Here is an 18,789-nt window from a genome sequence, read left to right on the forward strand (position 1 = left end):
CCGAAATCACATTTCCCACCCATTCGCATGGGGGGCTATTCAATTTTATTCCCTTCAGGAATTGTCAGTAGTAGCGATCTGCATAATCGAGGAATGTTGGGTTGGGTTCTATAAAACTCTGTTTTCATGGATCCAATCAAAGATTTGCCCAGATCAATGAATGAATTAACCAAAAAAATCCCATCCCCAATTCGGTGATCCCAAGTATGAAAGACTTGAATTCGATTGGCCCCGGATGAAATCCGGTGGCAAAATGCCATATCATGAACCCCCGACGCTGGAGGAGTCGAATTTGAGCCAAGATCTTTGGCTAAAGAAAAGGATTGGAACCTGGAGGTTTTTCTCCTAAACAGGTTGATGCTTCAGTGCAGTCTGAAGACTGTAAGTGGAGGGTCCAAGTCTGAAGACTTGAACCAAATGTGGATTCAGACTTGGATGCTAAAACAGATGCTGCAGGAACGACATGCGTCCCTTGCGTTTTTTGCGTTTGAGGGGGAGGGGCCTCACTTTCGATTTGAGGTAGTGGAAAGTGGAATAGGCCATGCCGCAATGCAGCAGAATAAAGCCCAGCAGGTACGGCCAAGAAAAATGGATGGAAAGCCAATAGGCAAAGGCGATCAAGGAGATATTGGCTACGGAGAGCATCAGGCTGGTCTTGAAATGGGTGTAGCCCAGATCGATCAGGATATGGTGGACATGGTTTCGGTCCGGCAAGAAAATCTTCTGTCCGGAAAGCTTTCGGGAGACCATGATCCTGAGCGTGTCAAAAATCGGGATGCTCAGGATTATCAACAACAAAGCGGGGAGATTTTCGGGCAGGATGCCCAAGCGAAGTACTTCCGTCGGACTCATCGCCAACATTTTCAAGGCAAGGAATCCGATCAAAAAGCCGATAAACAGGGATCCTGTGTCTCCCATAAATATTTTTCTACGGATAGATCTGGAAAAATTGAATCGGGTGAATGCCAAGAGGGAGCCGATCAAAAGCATACAGACCAGAAAGAAATATTCCATCCCGATCTGCAAAAACATAGCCCCCAGGGAACCTAGGATCACCACCCCAATGATGGATGCCAAACCGTCGATCCCATCGATCAGGTTATAGGCATTGATAAATCCGATCATAAAGAGGTAGATAAAGGGAACGCTCAGGTAAACCGGGAGTTCATGGATGCCCAAGAAGCCATGGAAGGACAACTGCCAGAAACTGGGATTCAGAAAAAGGATGGAAACCGCTATCACCTGCCCGAAGAGTTTGCCCAGTGCAGAGGAGATGACCAAGTCATCCTTCAAGCCCACGATAAACAAGACGGTGACGCCGGGAATCAAAAACATACTCGGTATCGAGGCGTATTCACTCCGCAGAAATGAGTAGCAGAGAATAAAGCAGATAAAGAAGGCGACGCCGCCAAAGGAGGGCGTAACCACATGATGGGAACTCCGATGATCCGGCTTGACCACCAACTCTTTCTCCCGTGCCACCCACACGATTTTAGGGATCAGATAATAGGTAATCAAAAATGAGCTGCACAAAAAAAGCAGCACTTTCAATAAAAAAGGGATTTCGGTTAGCATGCGGATTCTGAAATTTGGTATTTGGTATGTGGTATTTGAAACCTTTGGTTTCTTGGTATTTGGTATGTGGTGTAAGGTATTTTATGCAGCTTATTGCGGCATGGTCTACTTTGTACAGTGTTTTTGGTATTTGAAACCTTTGGTTTCTTGGTTTTTGGGTTGTGATCTATAGTACTTCATGCAGCATATTGCAGCAAGGCCTACTTTATACTTATTACTTTGTACAGTGTTTTTGGTATGTGGTGTAAGGTGTTTTATGCAGCTTATTGCGGCATGGCCTACTTTATACTTAGTACTTTGTACAATCGAACACGGTATGTAGTCTAAGGTACTTTATGCAACTTTCAGCTGCCTGCGCTACTTCGTACTTAGTACTTAGTACAAATACCTTCTACATACCAAAATCCCAAAGGGATTATATACCAAATACTATTTCCCTCCACCCCACAAATATACCAAACTCACCTGACTGTGCACGGAGAAGAGGTTCTCCCCTTTCGGGAAATCCGGGGTGCTGCTTGGGTCGAGCTGCCACTGGTAGTTGCGGCCATGGATGAGCTGGACCTTGGAGCTGAGCAGAAGATTGTCCCAGCGATGGTCAAAAAGGAAGCCAAGGCTGAGGTCCACCCAGGGTTTGTGTTCTTTTTGCTGGCCAAAGGCACGGTAATAGAAATCCTGTTGGTTTTCCAGTCTTTCCAGCAGGATGCCGTATTTGTTGAAATTTTCCACTATCGCCAGTTCCAATGTCTGGACGTTGGAGCCAACACCGATGCCGACTCCAAGAGGCTGGCCGTAGTTCGCAAAACCTCGGGCTCTTGTATGTGTATGCCAGGAAATGCCACCACCCAATCCTCGATATCTGATATATCGGTTAATGGATTCCTGCTGGTGGGTCATTTCCCCTCTTAACTGCACATATTGATTTTCCTTGGACAAGGGAATTAATTTAGAAAAACCCATCAAATACGCCCGTGCATGTTCGGGAGTCAGGATTGCGTCCCTCCAGTTGAAGGCGTGGTCTCTTCGGCCAAATTCCGCATAAAATTCAGTGTGGTGTTTGGGAATGACCCATCTGAAGAATAGCGTCGCAGTTTGGTCTCTGCCGGCACCATCAAATTCAACCGTATTGCCATTTTCAAAAATACTCTCTTTTTGGAATGGATCCAAAATTGGGAAATAATCTCTAAATCCATCCCCCATCCGTTCTCTGTATTGTTGAAAGGTTCTGCTAAATCCTAAAAACAAACCTGGAATCCATTTCGGCGAATATGAAACAGTGATGCCATTGACATACTTCCAATCCCCAGTAAAATCAGTAAAAAAACGATCATTCAAGTCTGCGTGCTGTGAAGGTTTCAATCCTGATTCCTCTATCCTGCCCATAATTAACTGCCCCTCGAAATTACCCAGGAAGGTTTTTGCTGGTTTTGTCGTATTGAGGCTCAAGTGGGGAAATCCCTGTGCATTGTTCGAGAATGTCAACGCATTCCACTGACCCGGGCCCCACCAGAGATTCTGGGTGGAAATGCCAGCCTCAAACGCACCAAACTGAGCCGATAATTTGGATTGCCCCAATGAAAATTTTGAATATCCAGCTGATCCAAACCTCTCGGGATAGTCCCCAAAGTTCCAAAAAATGAATCGAGCTGCTTGAATTCCATCCCTAAACTCTCTGGAAAAACCCTGATAAGCCTTGTTCTGTGCCAAAACCAAATCCGGCTGCAGCTGAAGATGGATGAATTTATATTTGATGAAAAGTCCTGAACTGATATACTGCTGTCCTCCCCTACTTGGGATCATTCCATAATCGCCCCATCCATAAGGCCGTTTGGTATTCATTTGGGAGATGGCTGTTAGCGGCAAAGCATAGATCTCAACAGCAGGAATTTTGGCCAAAAATTCAGGAAAGAGCCGATTTAAGAAATCATAGTTTCCCGAGATTGGCCTCAGCAAAAAAGATGCTTTTTGTTCCGTAGAATCAATCAACTGATTTCTCCTAATATTTTCTTCCAACATCGGATTGCCAGCGGGTAAAACCTGTGCTTCCAATCTATAAAACAGAAAGATAAAAATCCAAAAAAGAAAAAAATATTTTATTTTTAAACAGTTCATCCTTTTCTTCTACACTTCTTTTAAAGCTGTCAGCATTTGGTTGGCTATTTTATTTCTCTCAAAATCTTTTGCCAATAACCTGCATCCATTAATATAAGCATCCAAATCACACTTTTCCTCATAAAGTTTTAGAACTGCGGCTAAAAATGAACTTCTGTCTTCAGGTTCGAAACAAATCCCAGCACCATATTTTTCGATAATCAATTTCGTTTCTCCTCCAAGCCCGAGAAGAATAGGTTTCTCCACTGCTGCGGCTTCAAATATTTTAGAAGGGATCACTGTCAAAAATGTGTCGCTTTTGATCAGGTTCACCAACGCAATATCCATCAAATTAAGATAGTCCAATACCTGGTCTTTTGGGACGGAGTCTACAAAGATGGCATTGGATATCTCTTCAGATTCAGCTTTTTCCAATAATTTCTCCTTATTTGCCCCATCACCCACAAATAAGAACACAATATCCGGGTGCGTCTCTTTTATATGCTTGATGCTGTCAATTATAAATTCCAAACCATGTGCCAACCCGTGCGTTCCGATGTATGAAAACACGAACTTGCCTTCGAGACGATGATGGGTCACCAAAGATGCATCCTTTGGAAACGGTTTATATTTGCTTAAATCCACACCATTTTTGAGAACCTGTATCTTTTGATGCGGAATTCCCCGTTCAGCAATCTTCTTTTTAAATGTATCTGTGACCACCACCAATTTGTCTGCAGAATGATACATCCGCATCTCTATCGATTCCAAAAACGCAATCAACCTCTCATTTTTGGTGGCTCCTACAGCAATAATGGATTCAGGCCAAAGGTCACGGACTTCCATAACCCATTTTTTCCTTTTAAAAAAACTCAATTGCCAAGCGGAAACTGCTGTGAAAAATTGCGGCGAGGTCCCGATGATCAAGTCTGTTTTGATGAACAATCCAAAAAGAAAGGACATTACGCCATAACTCACGTAATCGAGGGTCCTCCTTAAAAATCCAGAATTAGCTGAAATATAAGACCAAACCCTGATCACTCTAATTCCTTCCATGACTTCTTCTTGGTACAATTTGTTTTCGTACCCTCCAAATACCCTACCTTTTGGGAAATTCGGAACACAGGTGATCACAGTTACCTCAGCCCCATTCCGAACCCATTCCCTGCAATGTTCGAATGTTCTGTTTGCAGGGGCATTGATTTCAGGAGGAAAGTTGTCTGTAAGGAATAATATTTTCATTGAATCGGGGAAATAATGGTTCTGATTTGAGAACCAAGGAATTTAATTGATAGTCGCGTTGCCTGTGTAAGTAAATTGAAACCTTCGGCAAACTGATAATTTTCAATTTCAATTTTACCGTCGCAATTCCATTGAATCAGGATGCTTTCATTTATTTTTACGGTGCTTGCATCCAGCTGAATAATTTTGCAATCTGGATGAAAGTGTAGTCTAAAAACAGATGGATGTTTGGATTTTCTTCCGGAAAGAATGTCTAAAATCTCGATGTTCTCATTCTTTTTTAAGAATTCTCTTGTATGTTTTATTGGGGAATATCCATTATGTTCAGCAGAGACTCTATCCCCTTCATCAGCATTGATGGTTACTTTTGCCCTTTTGCCAACCCGAAACCCTGACCAAACTTCGGAAGAACTCTTTCCATTGATTTCAATTGTATTGTGGGCGGCGGTCGATCTTTCCCAATTTCTTTTTTCCGAGATGGTATAAGTTGAGATTCCAGGATCCACAATAATTGGATTTTCTCCTTGATGCAAAACAAATGAAAAAGTATCTGCATGTGCATGGCCTGGTTGGTAACTCGGTTTGATACCTTCTATATCTGCTATAAGCACCAAATTGTCCAATTTCAATCTACGATAGCCGGAAAGGCTTAGCTTGAGGTTCTTTTTAGGTAAAATATTAAGGTTATTGGCAATGTTTTGAAGCTCTGATGAGGATATGGCAATACTTTCCGTAGTATCATTAAAGTGAGGCAAAGTCCCATTTGGCAAAGTCATTTCAATGAGCCAAGTCAACATCAATTCTGCTTTTTCCTTCAATAGAACCTTCATCGGATGTGATTCCGGACTAAGACAATAAGCTTCTAATACTCTAAATAAAATGATTTGGTGGTACATTGGGGCCAATTCAAAATGGGCTCCATCCAATAACACCTGTTCCTCGAGTTCCTTTTCCAGAAGTTTAGCACTCTTTTTTAACCATGAATCATTTTGAAAATATAATCCTCCCATCCAAAAGGCGAAGGCATTTTCCAATAAATGGTTGGCAAGAATATGATATTCGAGATTTTGGGACAGGTAATTAATTTCTGCCCAAAGATATTGTTTAATTCTAATGGCATCTTTCAGGTTTACTTCAGTAGATTCCAAAAAACGAATCACATTCATAATCCTCAATGAGGCCGGATAAGGTTCTAATGGTAACCTTCCATCGTTAAGCCAGGCATACAAACTTAAAACTAAATCTAATTTTACCGATATCGGGAGGTTATCTTGTTTTAAAACATCAAGGTATTGAAGGTTGTAATTCCAAAGTTTGCCTTGGGTTTGGTCATTCCAATTGATGGCATCATCAAACCCAACAGTGCTATTCAGAAAGGTAAATTGATAGTTATTTTCATTTTGCCTAAGAACAATATGATTCAGTTCAGTTTTGAAAAAATCCAGTTTATGGGATCCTGATCCTTCTTTTCCAAAATGGGACAAAGACTTTGCAGATTTAATTCTGTTCTTTATCTGAAAGATTGCCTGGCTTGGTTTGAGATAGGCAATTGTTCTGAGTAAAGTAAGAATGGAGGATGTTATCGCCAATTACTTCGCATAAAATTTAAAAAAAAAATAACTATTAATTCATTGTTAAGCAAGCCTATCTATAAAATCCTCACAAAGAAACAAAACTAGAATATACCTATATCATAAAAAAAATAAAAACATAGGGATGAAATAGATCTAGTTAAATTTATAAAAGGAAGTAGCTAAAAAAGGAATTTGTTAAATTAGAATTAAGAATTAAAATAAAATTATAAAATTGTAAAATCTTAAAAAAAATAATTGTTGTTTAAATTTATAATTTATTATGAGAATCAAATTCATAATACCTAATAGTTCTTGCGTTTTGCACAAATCTAAAAGGATTACCAACAACAGTTGAATTGGAAGGAATGTCCTTATTTATAACACTATTTGAACCTATAATAACATTATTCCCAATTTTTATTTCTCCAAAAACAACTGATCCTGCTCCAACATATACATCATTTCCTATTATAGGTACACTTTTATCTCCAAAATTTCTACCTATCGTAACGTTTTGACCAATTAAACAATTATCACCAATTACTGAATTATTATGTATTACTACTCCAAGACCACCATATCCAAGTTTAAAATTTTTACCAATCCTTGCAGATGAGGGGAGCCAGCAGGAAAATACAAAGCGAATAATTAAAGAAATAAGATATCCGATAAACTTAAAATTATTTCGGTAAAAAAAATTACCAAGTCTATAAATTAATATTACTGAACTCATTTTAACAAAGTAAGGAGTAAACTTTTAGCATAATCAACGTTATTTTTTTTTAATTTTTCATTAAATATTTTGTCAGCTCTAATAATTGCATTCTCATAATCAAAATAAATAGAATTTACTAAATTGGTTAAAGTATCAACGTTTCCAGGCTTAAAATACAATATAGAGTCATGGCCAACAGCATGAATCATAGGGATATCACTTGAAATTATCGGTATTTTAGAAAAAATATAATCCAGCAAACTATTAGGAAAACCCTCAATTGTAGAAGAAAAAATAGCTAAATGATGTGTATTTATAGTTTTAAGCATAATACTTTTATCAAGCCACCCTTTGTAAAACACAAGATTTTCCAGATTATTTTCGGAAATACTATCTAAAAACTTATCTTTATAACTGCCACTTCCGTATACATTAATTATAAAATTAAATTGATTTTGTAATTTTTTTGCTAAAAAAATGAGATCATCTACTCCTTTTTCTTTTTCAATTCTAGAAACAAAAATAATTTTAAAAACTTTATCTATTTTTTTATTAAAAGCAGTAGGAGTTAATTTACTAGAATTAAAAATCTTTTCATCTTCAACCCAGTTCTCTATCACTACTAATTTTTGGTAAGGTATATCATTTGCCAAAAAATAATCTTTCCAAAAGATATTTTGGCAAATTATCTTATAAGACAATTTAAAAATTAAATTAATAAAAATTCTATAAAAAATATTTTTATTATCTTTAATTAAATGACCTGACCTTGGGAAAATAATTATCTTCTTACCTAAAACTTTCGACAACAAAATTGACGGGAATTTATCTATATAAGAATTGCCTTTACTCATAAATATAAAAATAAATTTAGACTTATGATTTTTAATAATTGTAAATAAAAACGAAAAATTTCGAAAAACAATAGATGGGATACGTTTATAGACTTTGGCAATTGAGATATCTTTAAGTGTTGTGTCCATCTCAACAATTTCAAGTCCTGATTTAATCAAACTATCTCTTAAAGTAATAGAGGCGAAAAAAACTCCTCCATAGTGACCATTTATTGGTTTATTAAATGATCCAATAAATAATATTTTTCTTTTTTCTATACTCAATTTATAAATAATTTTAAGTATGACTCAATAATACTATTTCTATTAAAATTTTTATTAGCTAAAATAAAGTTATTAATACCCATTTCGGACCTATTTATAATGTTACTATTTATAGCTTTTAATAACATTTTATTTATACTATTATGGCTATAAGAATCACATAGGAAACCATTTATGTCTTCTTTGATAAAAAAAGGAATATCGGAAATTTTTGAAGACAAAACGGGTAATCCCAATGCCATTGCCTCACAGATTGTATTTGGAAATCCTTCATAATGACTAAATAAACCAACAAAATCGGCTTTATAATATTCAGCTTGAATATTATCTGTGACATCATTTAATTTAATAATTTCCTCCAAATTAAACTCTTTAATGAGTTTAATTGAGTTTTGAAAATAATTACTGTTACCATTAACATTTTTATCACCAAACCAATTGATCTTTAATCTTCTTTTGTCCGATGATTTCATACTAGCAATTGCTAATATGAGACCATGTAAATTTTTAACATCTCTATAACTGGCAGCAATAACGATGTTAACAATTTCACTTTCAACATTATTAAGTTGAATTGGGTAAGTAGATAATCGAACAGAATTATAAATAACTTTACATTTTTTATGATTAATAAAGGGATTTATTTGAAAGACCAAATTTAAATTAGCCTTAGAATTTGCAACTATATAATCTGCAAATAAATGAAAAAATCTATAAAATCTTAGTTTTTTATTTTTTAGTATTCCAGGATTTGCACTCCGTTCGCCTACGACCAATTTCCAGCTCCTGAAAGGAAAACCAGAAAGAGTAGCTATAAAATTTACTCCTTCCAAAAAAGAAAGCAATACATCAGGTTTGTAACTACGTATAAAATTTCTAATTAAAAAAATTCGTTTAAAATAATTAGCTTCAATAATAATTTTAACTGAAATACCAGCTTGCTCCAAATCAGACTTAAAAAAATTAATATCATGATACACTAAGATACCTACCTCATTCCCACTTTCCTTAAAGCCAATAGCAAGTTCAATTAATTGCCGTTGAGCTCCTCCGGACCCAAGGCTATCGATAAAACACAATATTTTCATACTAAAATAAAGATTGTTTTTTAATCCCTTTAAAATCAATCAATCTAAGAATTTCTTTTTTCCTTTCAATTCCTTTTAAACCTTTTGTATTAAAGTTATTCTTTTCTAGCTTTTCTCGATATTGATTTAGATTACAAATAAATCTGGCTGGAATTCCAGCTACAACAGAATTTGAAGGTATAGATTTAGAAATAATTGAATTCGCTCCAATAACACAATTATCCCCAATAGTAACACCAGGTAGGATACTGACATTATTTCCAATATAAACATTATTTTTTATAATAATTTTCCCAAAAACATCAAATTTAGGAGATTCCTTTCGAAAAACCCATACACCACCATCATGATTTATAAATTTTACACCCTTAGTGACATTTACATTATTTCCAATTTCTATTAAATAGGGCTCACTCCCAAAATTATTAGACGCTATTCTACAATTGTCTCCAACCTTAACTCCAATTCTTTTAGCAAAAAGGATTGGATTTTTATAAAATAAATATAAATTATAGATCTGTAAAATTAATTTTTTAAACATTTAAATTTTCTTTAATATCTTTATTAATGTAATTAATAACAAGTGTGAAAATTAGTGCTGAATTAAAAACACGATCTTCAAAGAGATTACTTGTAGAAAATGAATATATTAAAATAATGACACCAAAACCAATATTAAGAAATGTCAGAGTTGGAGATTTAAATTTAAAATAAAATTTTATACCATTGTAAAAAAATGATGCAATAAGATAGAGATATAATATAAAAGGAATTATCCCACTCTCCCCCCAGAAAACAAAAAATGTATTATGAACAGCACTATTAATATATGGTAAAGATTTGAAATTACCTAAACCAATTCCTCCGATGGGATAATCAGCAATATAATTCCATCCTATTTTGGCATAAGATGTCCTATCAGTAGTAGATTCTTGATTTATATCTCCACTAAATAATTGGCCTACTCCTTCTAATCTTTTTAATTGTCCTCTATCAAAATTAATATCTAGGTTTGTGGAAATATAAATAAAGGCACCGAAAGAAATTATAGAAATAAATAAATAGGTAGGGATGTTTTTCCTAACAGTAGTAATAAATATCAAGAAATATAAAATTATTGAACAGATTATTGAAGCTTTTGAGAAAGTAACTATTGAAGCATAAGTAATAATAATAAGAAAAAAGAAAAACAAAATCTGAATAAATTTTCCATTTTTAAAATTACTTAAAAAAAATAAAATGAAAAGTATACTAAACGCACACAAACGGCCAGCTTCATTAGGATTTCCAAAAAAACCAGATTGTCTATAGAAATAAGATTTTGGATTAAAGATATAATCTAAACCAAAAAATTTTAAGAGAATAATTGAAAGTGCGCTCGAAAAAAGTATCAAAGAAAATAGCAATAAAATTTTCCTTTCTCCGTATTGAAAAATTAGATAATAAATTCCCCCTGAAAATGAAATAAGTATAATTATTGTAGTTATTACATCTCTTATAGATAACATTACCTTTTCTCCATAGTATTGAAATAATATTAAACTAATTAAACCTATAGATAAATATGTAATAAGAAGTAAAATCCACATACCACTTATTTTTATTGATAATTTCAGTAGTTTATTTTTATACAGTAAAATTATTACTAAAGACAAAAGGACAAGAATAAATGGAGAAATAACAGAAATATTACCGGTTAGCGCAAAAAATATACCGTTAACATTAAAAATGAAAATAACCAATAAAAGAATAATTAAAAATATCATATTATATACTTTTCATGATTTTCTTAAAAAAATAAAACTCTATCCCATTAATTTTACTCTTACTATATTCATTGTTTTCAATTTGCTCATCATACAAATTTTTATAAAAAATCAAAGAATTATTAATATTAAAATACTTATTAAAAATTGATTCTGATTTTCCAATCTTACCCGTTTGAATTTGATTGATTTGATTAACAATCTTTCTTAATTCAATTTCATATATTAAATCTGGGATTTTCACTCTTTCAGAAAAGTTATAATAAAAAGCGGCATCAAAATTACTCTCATCAATAAAAATTGGAATATTTGAATTTGAACAAGGAGTTAATACAGGTTTTCCATAAGCGAATCCTTCCATAGCTCCCCTTCCAGTACCGATTACAATATCAAATATTGGAATTAATTTAGAGGCATCTTTAATCAATTCATTTTCAGACACTAAATATACGTTGTTTTTAATTGAAGCAAACTTTTTATAGATACTTAAATCTTCTATGGCACCAACAATATATAAATTTGATTTAACTTTCATAGAATTTAATATTTGAACAAGATTGACAGCTTTGTTCATTGTATCCTCATACTTCGAAGAAAATCTGTTAATTCTTAAAAAATTTATCCCATCATTTTTATCTATTTTTAGATTTTTTCTTAATTCTTTTAAATCAATTTTATGGGTAATTTCATTGATTCTATTGGGCATTAAGTAAGCAAGGCTTTTTGAATTTTTTCCGCAAAAATCATCATAGTTTTCAGAACTAAAAAATATAGTTGGGATTTTGAAATAATTAATCTGATTTGCTCCGCCACATTTTGTGTATAAAACTCTAAAATTAAAAAATATCCCTAAAATTTTTGAAAGGTTTAAAGAGGTCTGATCAAAACAATGAACTATTTCAGGCTTATTTTTTCTTATTTCGGAACAAATTTTTAAAATGAAAAATAAGGAATTGGTTTTTACAAAAGCAAAATTTTTTATCCCTATCAGAACGGGTGATTTAACTTTACCAAAATTTAATATAAAAGATTTTTGACTTATAACTTCATGTTTAATAAATGCCTCATATTGAACTTTAAGACTTCTAAAGTGTCCACCTAAACTTAAACTAGTCTGTGAAAAAATTAGAAAGCAAACTTTTTTTTCATTCATTTTTATATTATCCTTTGTTCAATTTCCAAATCAATTTTAAATTTCTCGAACACTCTATTTTTTACTTCATTTATAATTTGTAATATATCTTCACCTTTTGCATTGTTAAAATTAACTATAAACCCACCGTGTTTTTCTGAAATTTTTGCTCCTCCTATTGTAAATCCTTTTAAATTAAGCTCATCCATAATCGCGCCTACATAATACCCCGAAGGTCTTTTAAAAACACTACCTGCATTCGGAAAATCTTTCGGTTGCTTAGCCCATCGAGATTCCTTTATAGTATCCATTTTAATTCTTATTGATTCCTGATTACCTTGATTTAACTTTAACCATACTTTTAGAACAACTTTGTCCGTATTTCTTTGGAAGAAACTATTCCGGTATTCAAAACCCATCTCCTCTTTTTTGATTTCCTTAACCGTCATGTCCACCAAATCGAGATATCGAACTTTTACCAAAACGTCCTTTATTTCTTCCCCGCTTGCCCCTGCGTTCATCACCACTGCTCCTCCCAAAGAACTTGGGATATCATAAAAAATCTCCAATCCGCTAAGACCATGTTTCAAAGCTATCTCACTGATTTCCAGCATAGAAATACCGGCTTCTGCTTCAATCAAACCTGTTGCTTTATTCAGGTCTATACTATTGAAGTTCCCATTAAAGATCAAGAAACTCTGATCATAAAATTCTTTTGATAAAATGACATTGTGGCCACTTCCCAAAAGTACATAAGGGGTATTGGATCTATAAAAATCAATTACATCTTTTTCACTTTCAGGGAAATATGCAGTTTTACATTGAGCTTTTATCCTGTAAGAATTATAAAGCGTCAAATCAAAATCTAAAAAAACCTTCATTCTAATATTTAATTTTTTTAATGATTTGTAAAATTGGGATAAAATCGGATTTCTTGTATTTCAATATACTTTTCACAGGAATTGCTGTTTCCATTGAATAGAAATGCAAAAATAAAACAGCTGCTATGGAATAACTTATGGTAGAGGCCAAAGAGGCTCCATCCGCTCCATAATAGGGAATCCATAAAAAATTCAACCCAATATTGACAACCAAAGCTGGAGCCATGGCTTTTAAAGATACCCATGGTTTTCCTTTTCCTGCCAAATCCATATTCATCACTTTAAAAAAAGTCAAAAGAAGCACACCTGGCAGTAAAATATTCAATACACTAATACTAGGAAAAAAGTCGGATCCAAATAAACCTACAATAATTAATTCAGAAAAAAGGAAAAGAAACAAAGAACCAACCGCAATTGCCAACAAGGATAGTCGCAATAGATGCGCTACTTTGTGGGAAAATTCTTTATCATTTTTTGAAACTGCACTTCTTGCAAAAACAATGGTACTTAAAAGCATTGGGATCTGCCAAAGGTATTGGATGATCGCTGATCCTTTAGAGTATATACCTGTTTCAAATGGAACACTTAGCTGATCTAAAAGTATAACATCAACTTTGTAATTTAGATTGATGATCAACAAAGAAAAAGCATAAACAAGTCCAAGGCTGATCATTTTGGCAACAATAGGTCTATTTACTTTAATACTAAATGCTGAAATAAATTTATTCTTAAAAAGAAGGACCACAAAAATAAACAATGGTCCACCAATCATAGCCATCATGTATCCCGCCATATCCAGAGACAGTCCTAATACCAAGATAATGGTAAGAAACAAAACAATTAAAGGCGGTATCCAGTTTATCTTGTTGAAGATACCGATTTCATTTTTTCCTAAAAAAATTCCCGAATTGTACGTGTTAAATAGGCTGAAAGGAATAGGTAATAAGGCCAACAGAACCAGCAAAAGGTTTTCTCCGGATTTGCTGAGGTAAAACATCAATAAAAAACAAATAATAATACTCAGAATAGAGCTGAATACCCAAATTTGTGTGATTGCAGTTTTTATTTCTTCCTCACCGTAGATTTTTTTTCCTAGAAAAAAAGCAGTAGACTGCCTAATTCCCAGTGAGCCAATCGTCATAAAAAGAGAAGGATAAACCAACAGTGTAGCAATTATTCCATTTTTCTCAGGACCAAGACTTCTTGCAATGATGACCGATGTAATAAGACTAAATGAAATTATTAAAATCTTGGAGATTCCAACTCCAAACACATCTGATAAAAATGATTTCATCCGAACTTTTGGATGATTTTACAGGGAATCCCAACGGCTACACAATCTGCTGGAACATCAATATTGACGACCGCATTTGCCCCAATAATCGCATTTTTCCCTATCGTTATTCCTCCTATTATTTTTGCTCCTGCGTATATTTTTACACCATCCTCAATTGTTGGGTAATTTTTAATTAAACCTTTTTTACCATGGCTGCCAAAAGTAACTTGTTGAAAAATCATCACATTATCTTTTATAATTACTTTATCACCTATAACGATTCCCATAGGGTGAGGTAATCTTAGATTTTTTCCAATTGTGGCATTGTAGGAAAAATCACAATTTCTTTTTACTATTAATCGAATTCTATAGTAATTTCCAATTTGCCTTGAAAGGAAAAAATTGCTTTTACTGAAATAATTCCCAATCCTATAATTCAAAAGGATCCTAAATCGTGGGCTATACAGATAATTTTTAAAAAATAACACTAATGAGAATTCCGAAGAAGAAGAAAGGTCATTTTTAATTTCATTCAGCGTTTTTACTAAAGAATTCATCTTATTCTAAATGATCACTCCTAGATCTTTTAACTTTCTATTCAAATTTTCATAGCCACGCTGGATCTGCCATGAATTGGAAATGATCGTCTCCCCTTCGGCTGTCATACCTGCAAGCAGAAGGGCAATACCAGCCCTTAAATCCAAAGCTTCAACCTCTGCCCCAATTAGAGGAGTTCCCCCATCGATTACTAACATATCTCCCTCAACATGAAATTTCATACCCATTTTCGCCAGCTCATCAGCATATCCATATCTTCCCGGGAATCGCAAATCAACTATTTTTGATTCACCATTTGACATTGCTCCAAAAACCGCAAATAAGGGCTGCATATCAGAATTAATTCCTGGATAAGGTCCAGTACTGATCTCAATTGGATAAGCTTCCCCTCCCCTCACTATTAAACTATCCTCTCCTCGATAAAATTTCATTCCACTCTCTCTCAAATAAGTTAGTGGAACTTCTAAATGCTCAAAAGGAAAATTCTGAATTTCAACATCACCTTTGGTAATTACTGAACCAATTGCCCATGTCAAGGCTTCCATATTGTCTGGGATTACACTATGCTTTACCCCATTGAGTTTTTTGACACCCTCAACTACAATACATTTTTGTCCATATACTTTGATTTTTGCACCCATTTTATTGAGCATATCAATAAGGTCCATAATTTCGGGACGTATATGGGGATTCCAGATTGTTGTAGTTCCCTCAGCTAAACTTCCACAAATTATGGAATTTTCAGTTGCACCGGTAGAACGCATTGGTAAATGAATGTCATTGCCTTTAAGTCTCCCACTTTCAACCTTAGCGCACAAATAATCATCTTCCTCCCATACTCGTGCTCCCAAATTTTCCAAAAGCATGACATGGAGATCATATTTTCGCTCTCCTAATTTGCATCCGCCAGGTAAAGGAACTCTGCCCTCCCCAAATCGTGTAGTAAGCGCTCCTAAAACCAAAAGTGTATTTCGAATCGATCTACCACCCCAGTTTAATTGGGTTACTGACTTACTATCAATCTCTTTAATGGTAACAGTATCTTCATTAATAGAAAAGGTTTTGCCTAGAACCTCTAACATTTCAATGTGTACCTGTACGTCAAGGAGACCATTTGGGAAATTATTTAAAAATAGGGTTTCATCAGTTAAAATAGAAGCCGCTAACAGACGTAAAGAACTATTTTTAGCACCACTTACTCTAACTACACCTTCTAATCTACTTTTCTGAACCTTTATAATGCTGTTTTCCATTAATTAAATAATTATTAAATCCTTGTTTACAAATTCTCCCAATACCATTTCACCGCTTCTTTCAAGCCGGCCTCAATTTTAAATTTGGGGTCGTAATTCAATCTTTCTTTCGCTTTCTCAATAGATGCCAAAGAATGGGGAATATCTCCCGCACGATTTGGGCCATGGTTTATGGATACATCACCTATCTTCCCATCATATTCCGAAAGGTAATCCTTCAATAACGTGGTCAATTCCAACAAATTAGTCCTGTCCCCTACTGCTGTATTGTAGACCTGATTTAAGGCCTCCTTATTTTCGGCCACCAAAGCCAGTAAATTCATTTGGATGACATTGTCGATATAAGTGAAATCACGGGAATAGGTACCGTCTCCATTGATGACTGGGCTTTCGTAGTTCATCAATTGAATTACAAACTTGGGAATTACCGCGGCATAAGCACCATTTGGATCTTGTTTTCGCCCAAACACATTAAAATAACGCAGGCCAATGGTGTCCAAACCGTAAGCTTTTTGAAAAATATCTGCGTAAAGTTCGTTGACATACTTGGTAATGGCGTAAGGAGAAAGTGGTTTCCCAATTTCATCTTCCAGTTTTGGGAGTTTTACTGAATCACCATACGTAGAAGAACTGGCAGCATAGACAAAGCGCTTCACTCCCGCATCTTTGGCAGCCGTAAGCATATTTAAAAAACCCGTAACATTTACCTCATTGGTCGTAATCGGGTCTTTGATCGATCGCGGAACCGATCCCAATGCTGCTTCGTGCAGGATATAGTCCTGGGATTCACAGGCCCTATTACAGGTTTCCAAATTGCGAATATCCCCTTCTATCAAGTTGAAATTGGGATGATCTTTGATCGCTTCCAGGTTTTCTCTTCTTCCTGTGGAAAAATTATCCAAACAAGTTACCTTGGCCTTCAAATTCAACAGTTCCTCACAGAGATTGGATCCAATAAAACCTGCCCCACCCGTTACGAGGATTTTTGCATTTTCTAATTTAGTGAAATTCATCTAATAGATTAATAGTAAAAATAAAACCTACAAACGTGCATCTACATTTTCTTTTGACAAAACTGATTTCACGTCAAAAACCACCAAGTTTTCAGATTTCGTGATATCCCAAGCGTTGAATTCCTTATGCGCAACAGCTAAAATAACAGCGGCATATTGCCCCATCTCTGGTTGTTTTCCTCCATTGACAATCTCTATTCCGTATTCATGCTGGACTTCAGCAGGATCTGCCCATGGATCATAGACATCTACCTCCATGTCAAAGGATCTGAGTTCATTGTAGATATCAATCACGCGCGTATTTCTCACATCGGGACAGTCCTCCTTGAAAGTGAAACCCAAAATCAGTACTTTGGCATCAATGACTTTCAGGTCTTTGCGCATCATGTGCTTGATGGTCTCCGTGGCGACGTGTTTGCCCATGGAATCATTCAGCCTTCTTCCTGCCAGGATAATTTCCGGATGGTAGCCTACCTCCTGTGCCTTTTGGGCGAGATAAAACGGATCCACAGAAATACAGTGCCCTCCTACCAGTCCCGGTTTGAAGGGCAGGAAGTTCCATTTGGTTCCGGCAGCTTCAAGCACCTCATTCGTATCGATATCCAACAGGTTGAAAATCTTGGAAAGCTCATTGACAAAGGCAATATTGATATCCCTCTGAGAATTTTCGATCACCTTGGCAGCTTCCGCTACCTTGATGGAAGGTGCCTTGTGTGTGCCTGCTGTGATCACAGAACGATAGAGTTGATCCACATATTCGGCCACCTCGGGCGTACTGCCGGAAGTCACTTTTAAGATTTTCGCAACAGTATGTTCCTTATCGCCTGGATTGATCCTTTCGGGAGAATATCCAGCAAAGAAATCTTCATTATATTTTAATCCCGAAAACTGCTCCAAAACCGGAACACATTCCTCTTCGGTGACACCCGGATAGACGGTGGATTCATAGATCACCACATCCCCTTTTTTCAGATGTCGACCGATCATTTCAGACGCCTTCAGCATGGGTGTCAGGACGGGACGGTTGTGCTTGTCCGTCGGGGTAGGCACGGTGACGATATAGATGTTTCCATCACCAATCGACGCCACTGCATCTGTCACCAGAAGTCCTTTTCCAACTTGGTTCAACTCCAGAGGGTTTTTCACCAACACGGATTGAAGCAATTCATCTGAAACTTCCAGGGTACGGTCATGGCCTTTTTGAAGCGCATCAATCCGAACGGGATTGATGTCATAGCCCACTGTTCTGTATTGCTTTGCAAATTCGACTGCCAGGGGAAGACCTACATAACCAAGGCCGATAATGACTATTTTTGACTCTTTTAAAGGGATCAACATAAAATTTTTCAAATGGATTTGGATCTAATCTCCCGCTGAAACAAATATTCTGATTGGCGGATATAAATCGTGTGAAATTTTTTCTTTCCCCTAAAACTTAAAAAACTGTGGGGGGTTAAAGAGGGGAATCGGATACAGCTTCGCCCTTTCAGTCACAGTACCTAGCGGA

At 35.4% G+C, this 18,789-nt stretch carries 16 protein-coding genes; all 16 read right to left on the reverse strand.

The features are described 5' to 3' along the window. Window positions 1-438: 438 nt before the first annotated feature. Window positions 439-1,575, reverse strand: coding sequence for a glycosyltransferase family 4 protein (locus F824_RS26495; protein ID WP_019600408.1), 1,137 nt, complete (start codon window positions 1,573-1,575; stop codon window positions 439-441). 429 nt (window positions 1,576-2,004) lie between these two features. Beyond that, window positions 2,005-3,528 carry a capsule assembly Wzi family protein gene (locus tag F824_RS0123585; RefSeq protein WP_236613257.1) on the reverse strand — a complete coding sequence of 508 codons (1,524 nt, stop codon included), beginning with the start codon at window positions 3,526-3,528 and terminating at the stop codon, window positions 2,005-2,007. Between the two features lie 168 nt (window positions 3,529-3,696). Continuing rightward, a complete protein-coding gene (locus F824_RS0123590; protein WP_019600411.1) occupies window positions 3,697-4,908 on the reverse strand; it encodes a glycosyltransferase family 4 protein in 1,212 nt (403 codons plus the stop codon). Continuing rightward, complete coding sequence (locus F824_RS26500; RefSeq protein WP_019600412.1) at window positions 4,905-6,497, reverse strand: alginate lyase family protein; 1,593 nt, start codon at window positions 6,495-6,497, stop codon at window positions 4,905-4,907. Before F824_RS26500 ends, F824_RS0123590 begins: the two co-directional genes overlap by 4 nt. Before the next feature lie 253 nt (window positions 6,498-6,750). Beyond that, entirely contained in the window at window positions 6,751-7,215 is a 465-nt protein-coding gene (locus F824_RS0123600) for a serine O-acetyltransferase (RefSeq protein WP_019600413.1), read from the reverse strand. Continuing rightward, entirely contained in the window at window positions 7,212-8,315 is a 1,104-nt protein-coding gene (locus F824_RS0123605; RefSeq protein ID WP_019600414.1) for a glycosyltransferase, read from the reverse strand. The genes F824_RS0123600 and F824_RS0123605 overlap by 4 nt, the downstream gene beginning before the upstream one ends. Continuing rightward, the gene (locus F824_RS0123610; RefSeq protein ID WP_019600415.1) at window positions 8,312-9,403 is read right to left on the reverse strand and encodes a glycosyltransferase; all 1,092 of its coding nucleotides are present in this window, start codon (window positions 9,401-9,403) and stop codon (window positions 8,312-8,314) included. Before F824_RS0123610 ends, F824_RS0123605 begins: the two co-directional genes overlap by 4 nt. 1 nt (window position 9,404) lies before the next feature. After that, complete coding sequence (locus F824_RS0123615) at window positions 9,405-9,944, reverse strand: acyltransferase (RefSeq protein ID WP_019600416.1); 540 nt, start codon at window positions 9,942-9,944, stop codon at window positions 9,405-9,407. Further along, window positions 9,937-11,169 carry an O-antigen ligase family protein gene (locus F824_RS0123620; protein ID WP_019600417.1) on the reverse strand — a complete coding sequence of 411 codons (1,233 nt, stop codon included), beginning with the start codon at window positions 11,167-11,169 and terminating at the stop codon, window positions 9,937-9,939. Before F824_RS0123620 ends, F824_RS0123615 begins: the two co-directional genes overlap by 8 nt. A 1-nt stretch (window position 11,170) precedes the next feature. Continuing rightward, window positions 11,171-12,322 (reverse strand): hypothetical protein, encoded by a 1,152-nt coding sequence (locus tag F824_RS0123625; protein ID WP_019600418.1) that lies wholly within the window; start codon window positions 12,320-12,322, stop codon window positions 11,171-11,173. Between the two features lie 2 nt (window positions 12,323-12,324). Further along, complete coding sequence (gene murB / locus F824_RS0123630) at window positions 12,325-13,182, reverse strand: UDP-N-acetylmuramate dehydrogenase (protein WP_019600419.1); 858 nt, start codon at window positions 13,180-13,182, stop codon at window positions 12,325-12,327. Window position 13,183: 1 nt separating this feature from the next. Next, window positions 13,184-14,476, reverse strand: a complete 1,293-nt coding sequence (locus F824_RS0123635; protein WP_019600420.1) for an oligosaccharide flippase family protein — start codon at window positions 14,474-14,476, stop codon at window positions 13,184-13,186. Further along, window positions 14,473-15,015, reverse strand: a complete 543-nt coding sequence (locus F824_RS27375) for a serine O-acetyltransferase (protein WP_081625046.1) — start codon at window positions 15,013-15,015, stop codon at window positions 14,473-14,475. Before F824_RS27375 ends, F824_RS0123635 begins: the two co-directional genes overlap by 4 nt. 6 nt (window positions 15,016-15,021) lie before the next feature. After that, the gene (murA, locus tag F824_RS0123645) at window positions 15,022-16,269 is read right to left on the reverse strand and encodes a UDP-N-acetylglucosamine 1-carboxyvinyltransferase (protein ID WP_019600422.1); all 1,248 of its coding nucleotides are present in this window, start codon (window positions 16,267-16,269) and stop codon (window positions 15,022-15,024) included. Between the two features lie 26 nt (window positions 16,270-16,295). After that, window positions 16,296-17,282 (reverse strand): SDR family oxidoreductase, encoded by a 987-nt coding sequence (locus F824_RS0123650; protein WP_019600423.1) that lies wholly within the window; start codon window positions 17,280-17,282, stop codon window positions 16,296-16,298. 27 nt (window positions 17,283-17,309) lie between these two features. After that, the gene (locus F824_RS0123655) at window positions 17,310-18,620 is read right to left on the reverse strand and encodes a nucleotide sugar dehydrogenase (RefSeq protein ID WP_019600424.1); all 1,311 of its coding nucleotides are present in this window, start codon (window positions 18,618-18,620) and stop codon (window positions 17,310-17,312) included. Window positions 18,621-18,789 lie beyond the last annotated feature (169 nt).

It is taken from the genome of Rhodonellum psychrophilum GCM71 = DSM 17998, from assembly GCF_000381545.1.
GTDB lineage: Bacteria > Bacteroidota > Bacteroidia > Cytophagales > Cyclobacteriaceae > Rhodonellum > Rhodonellum psychrophilum.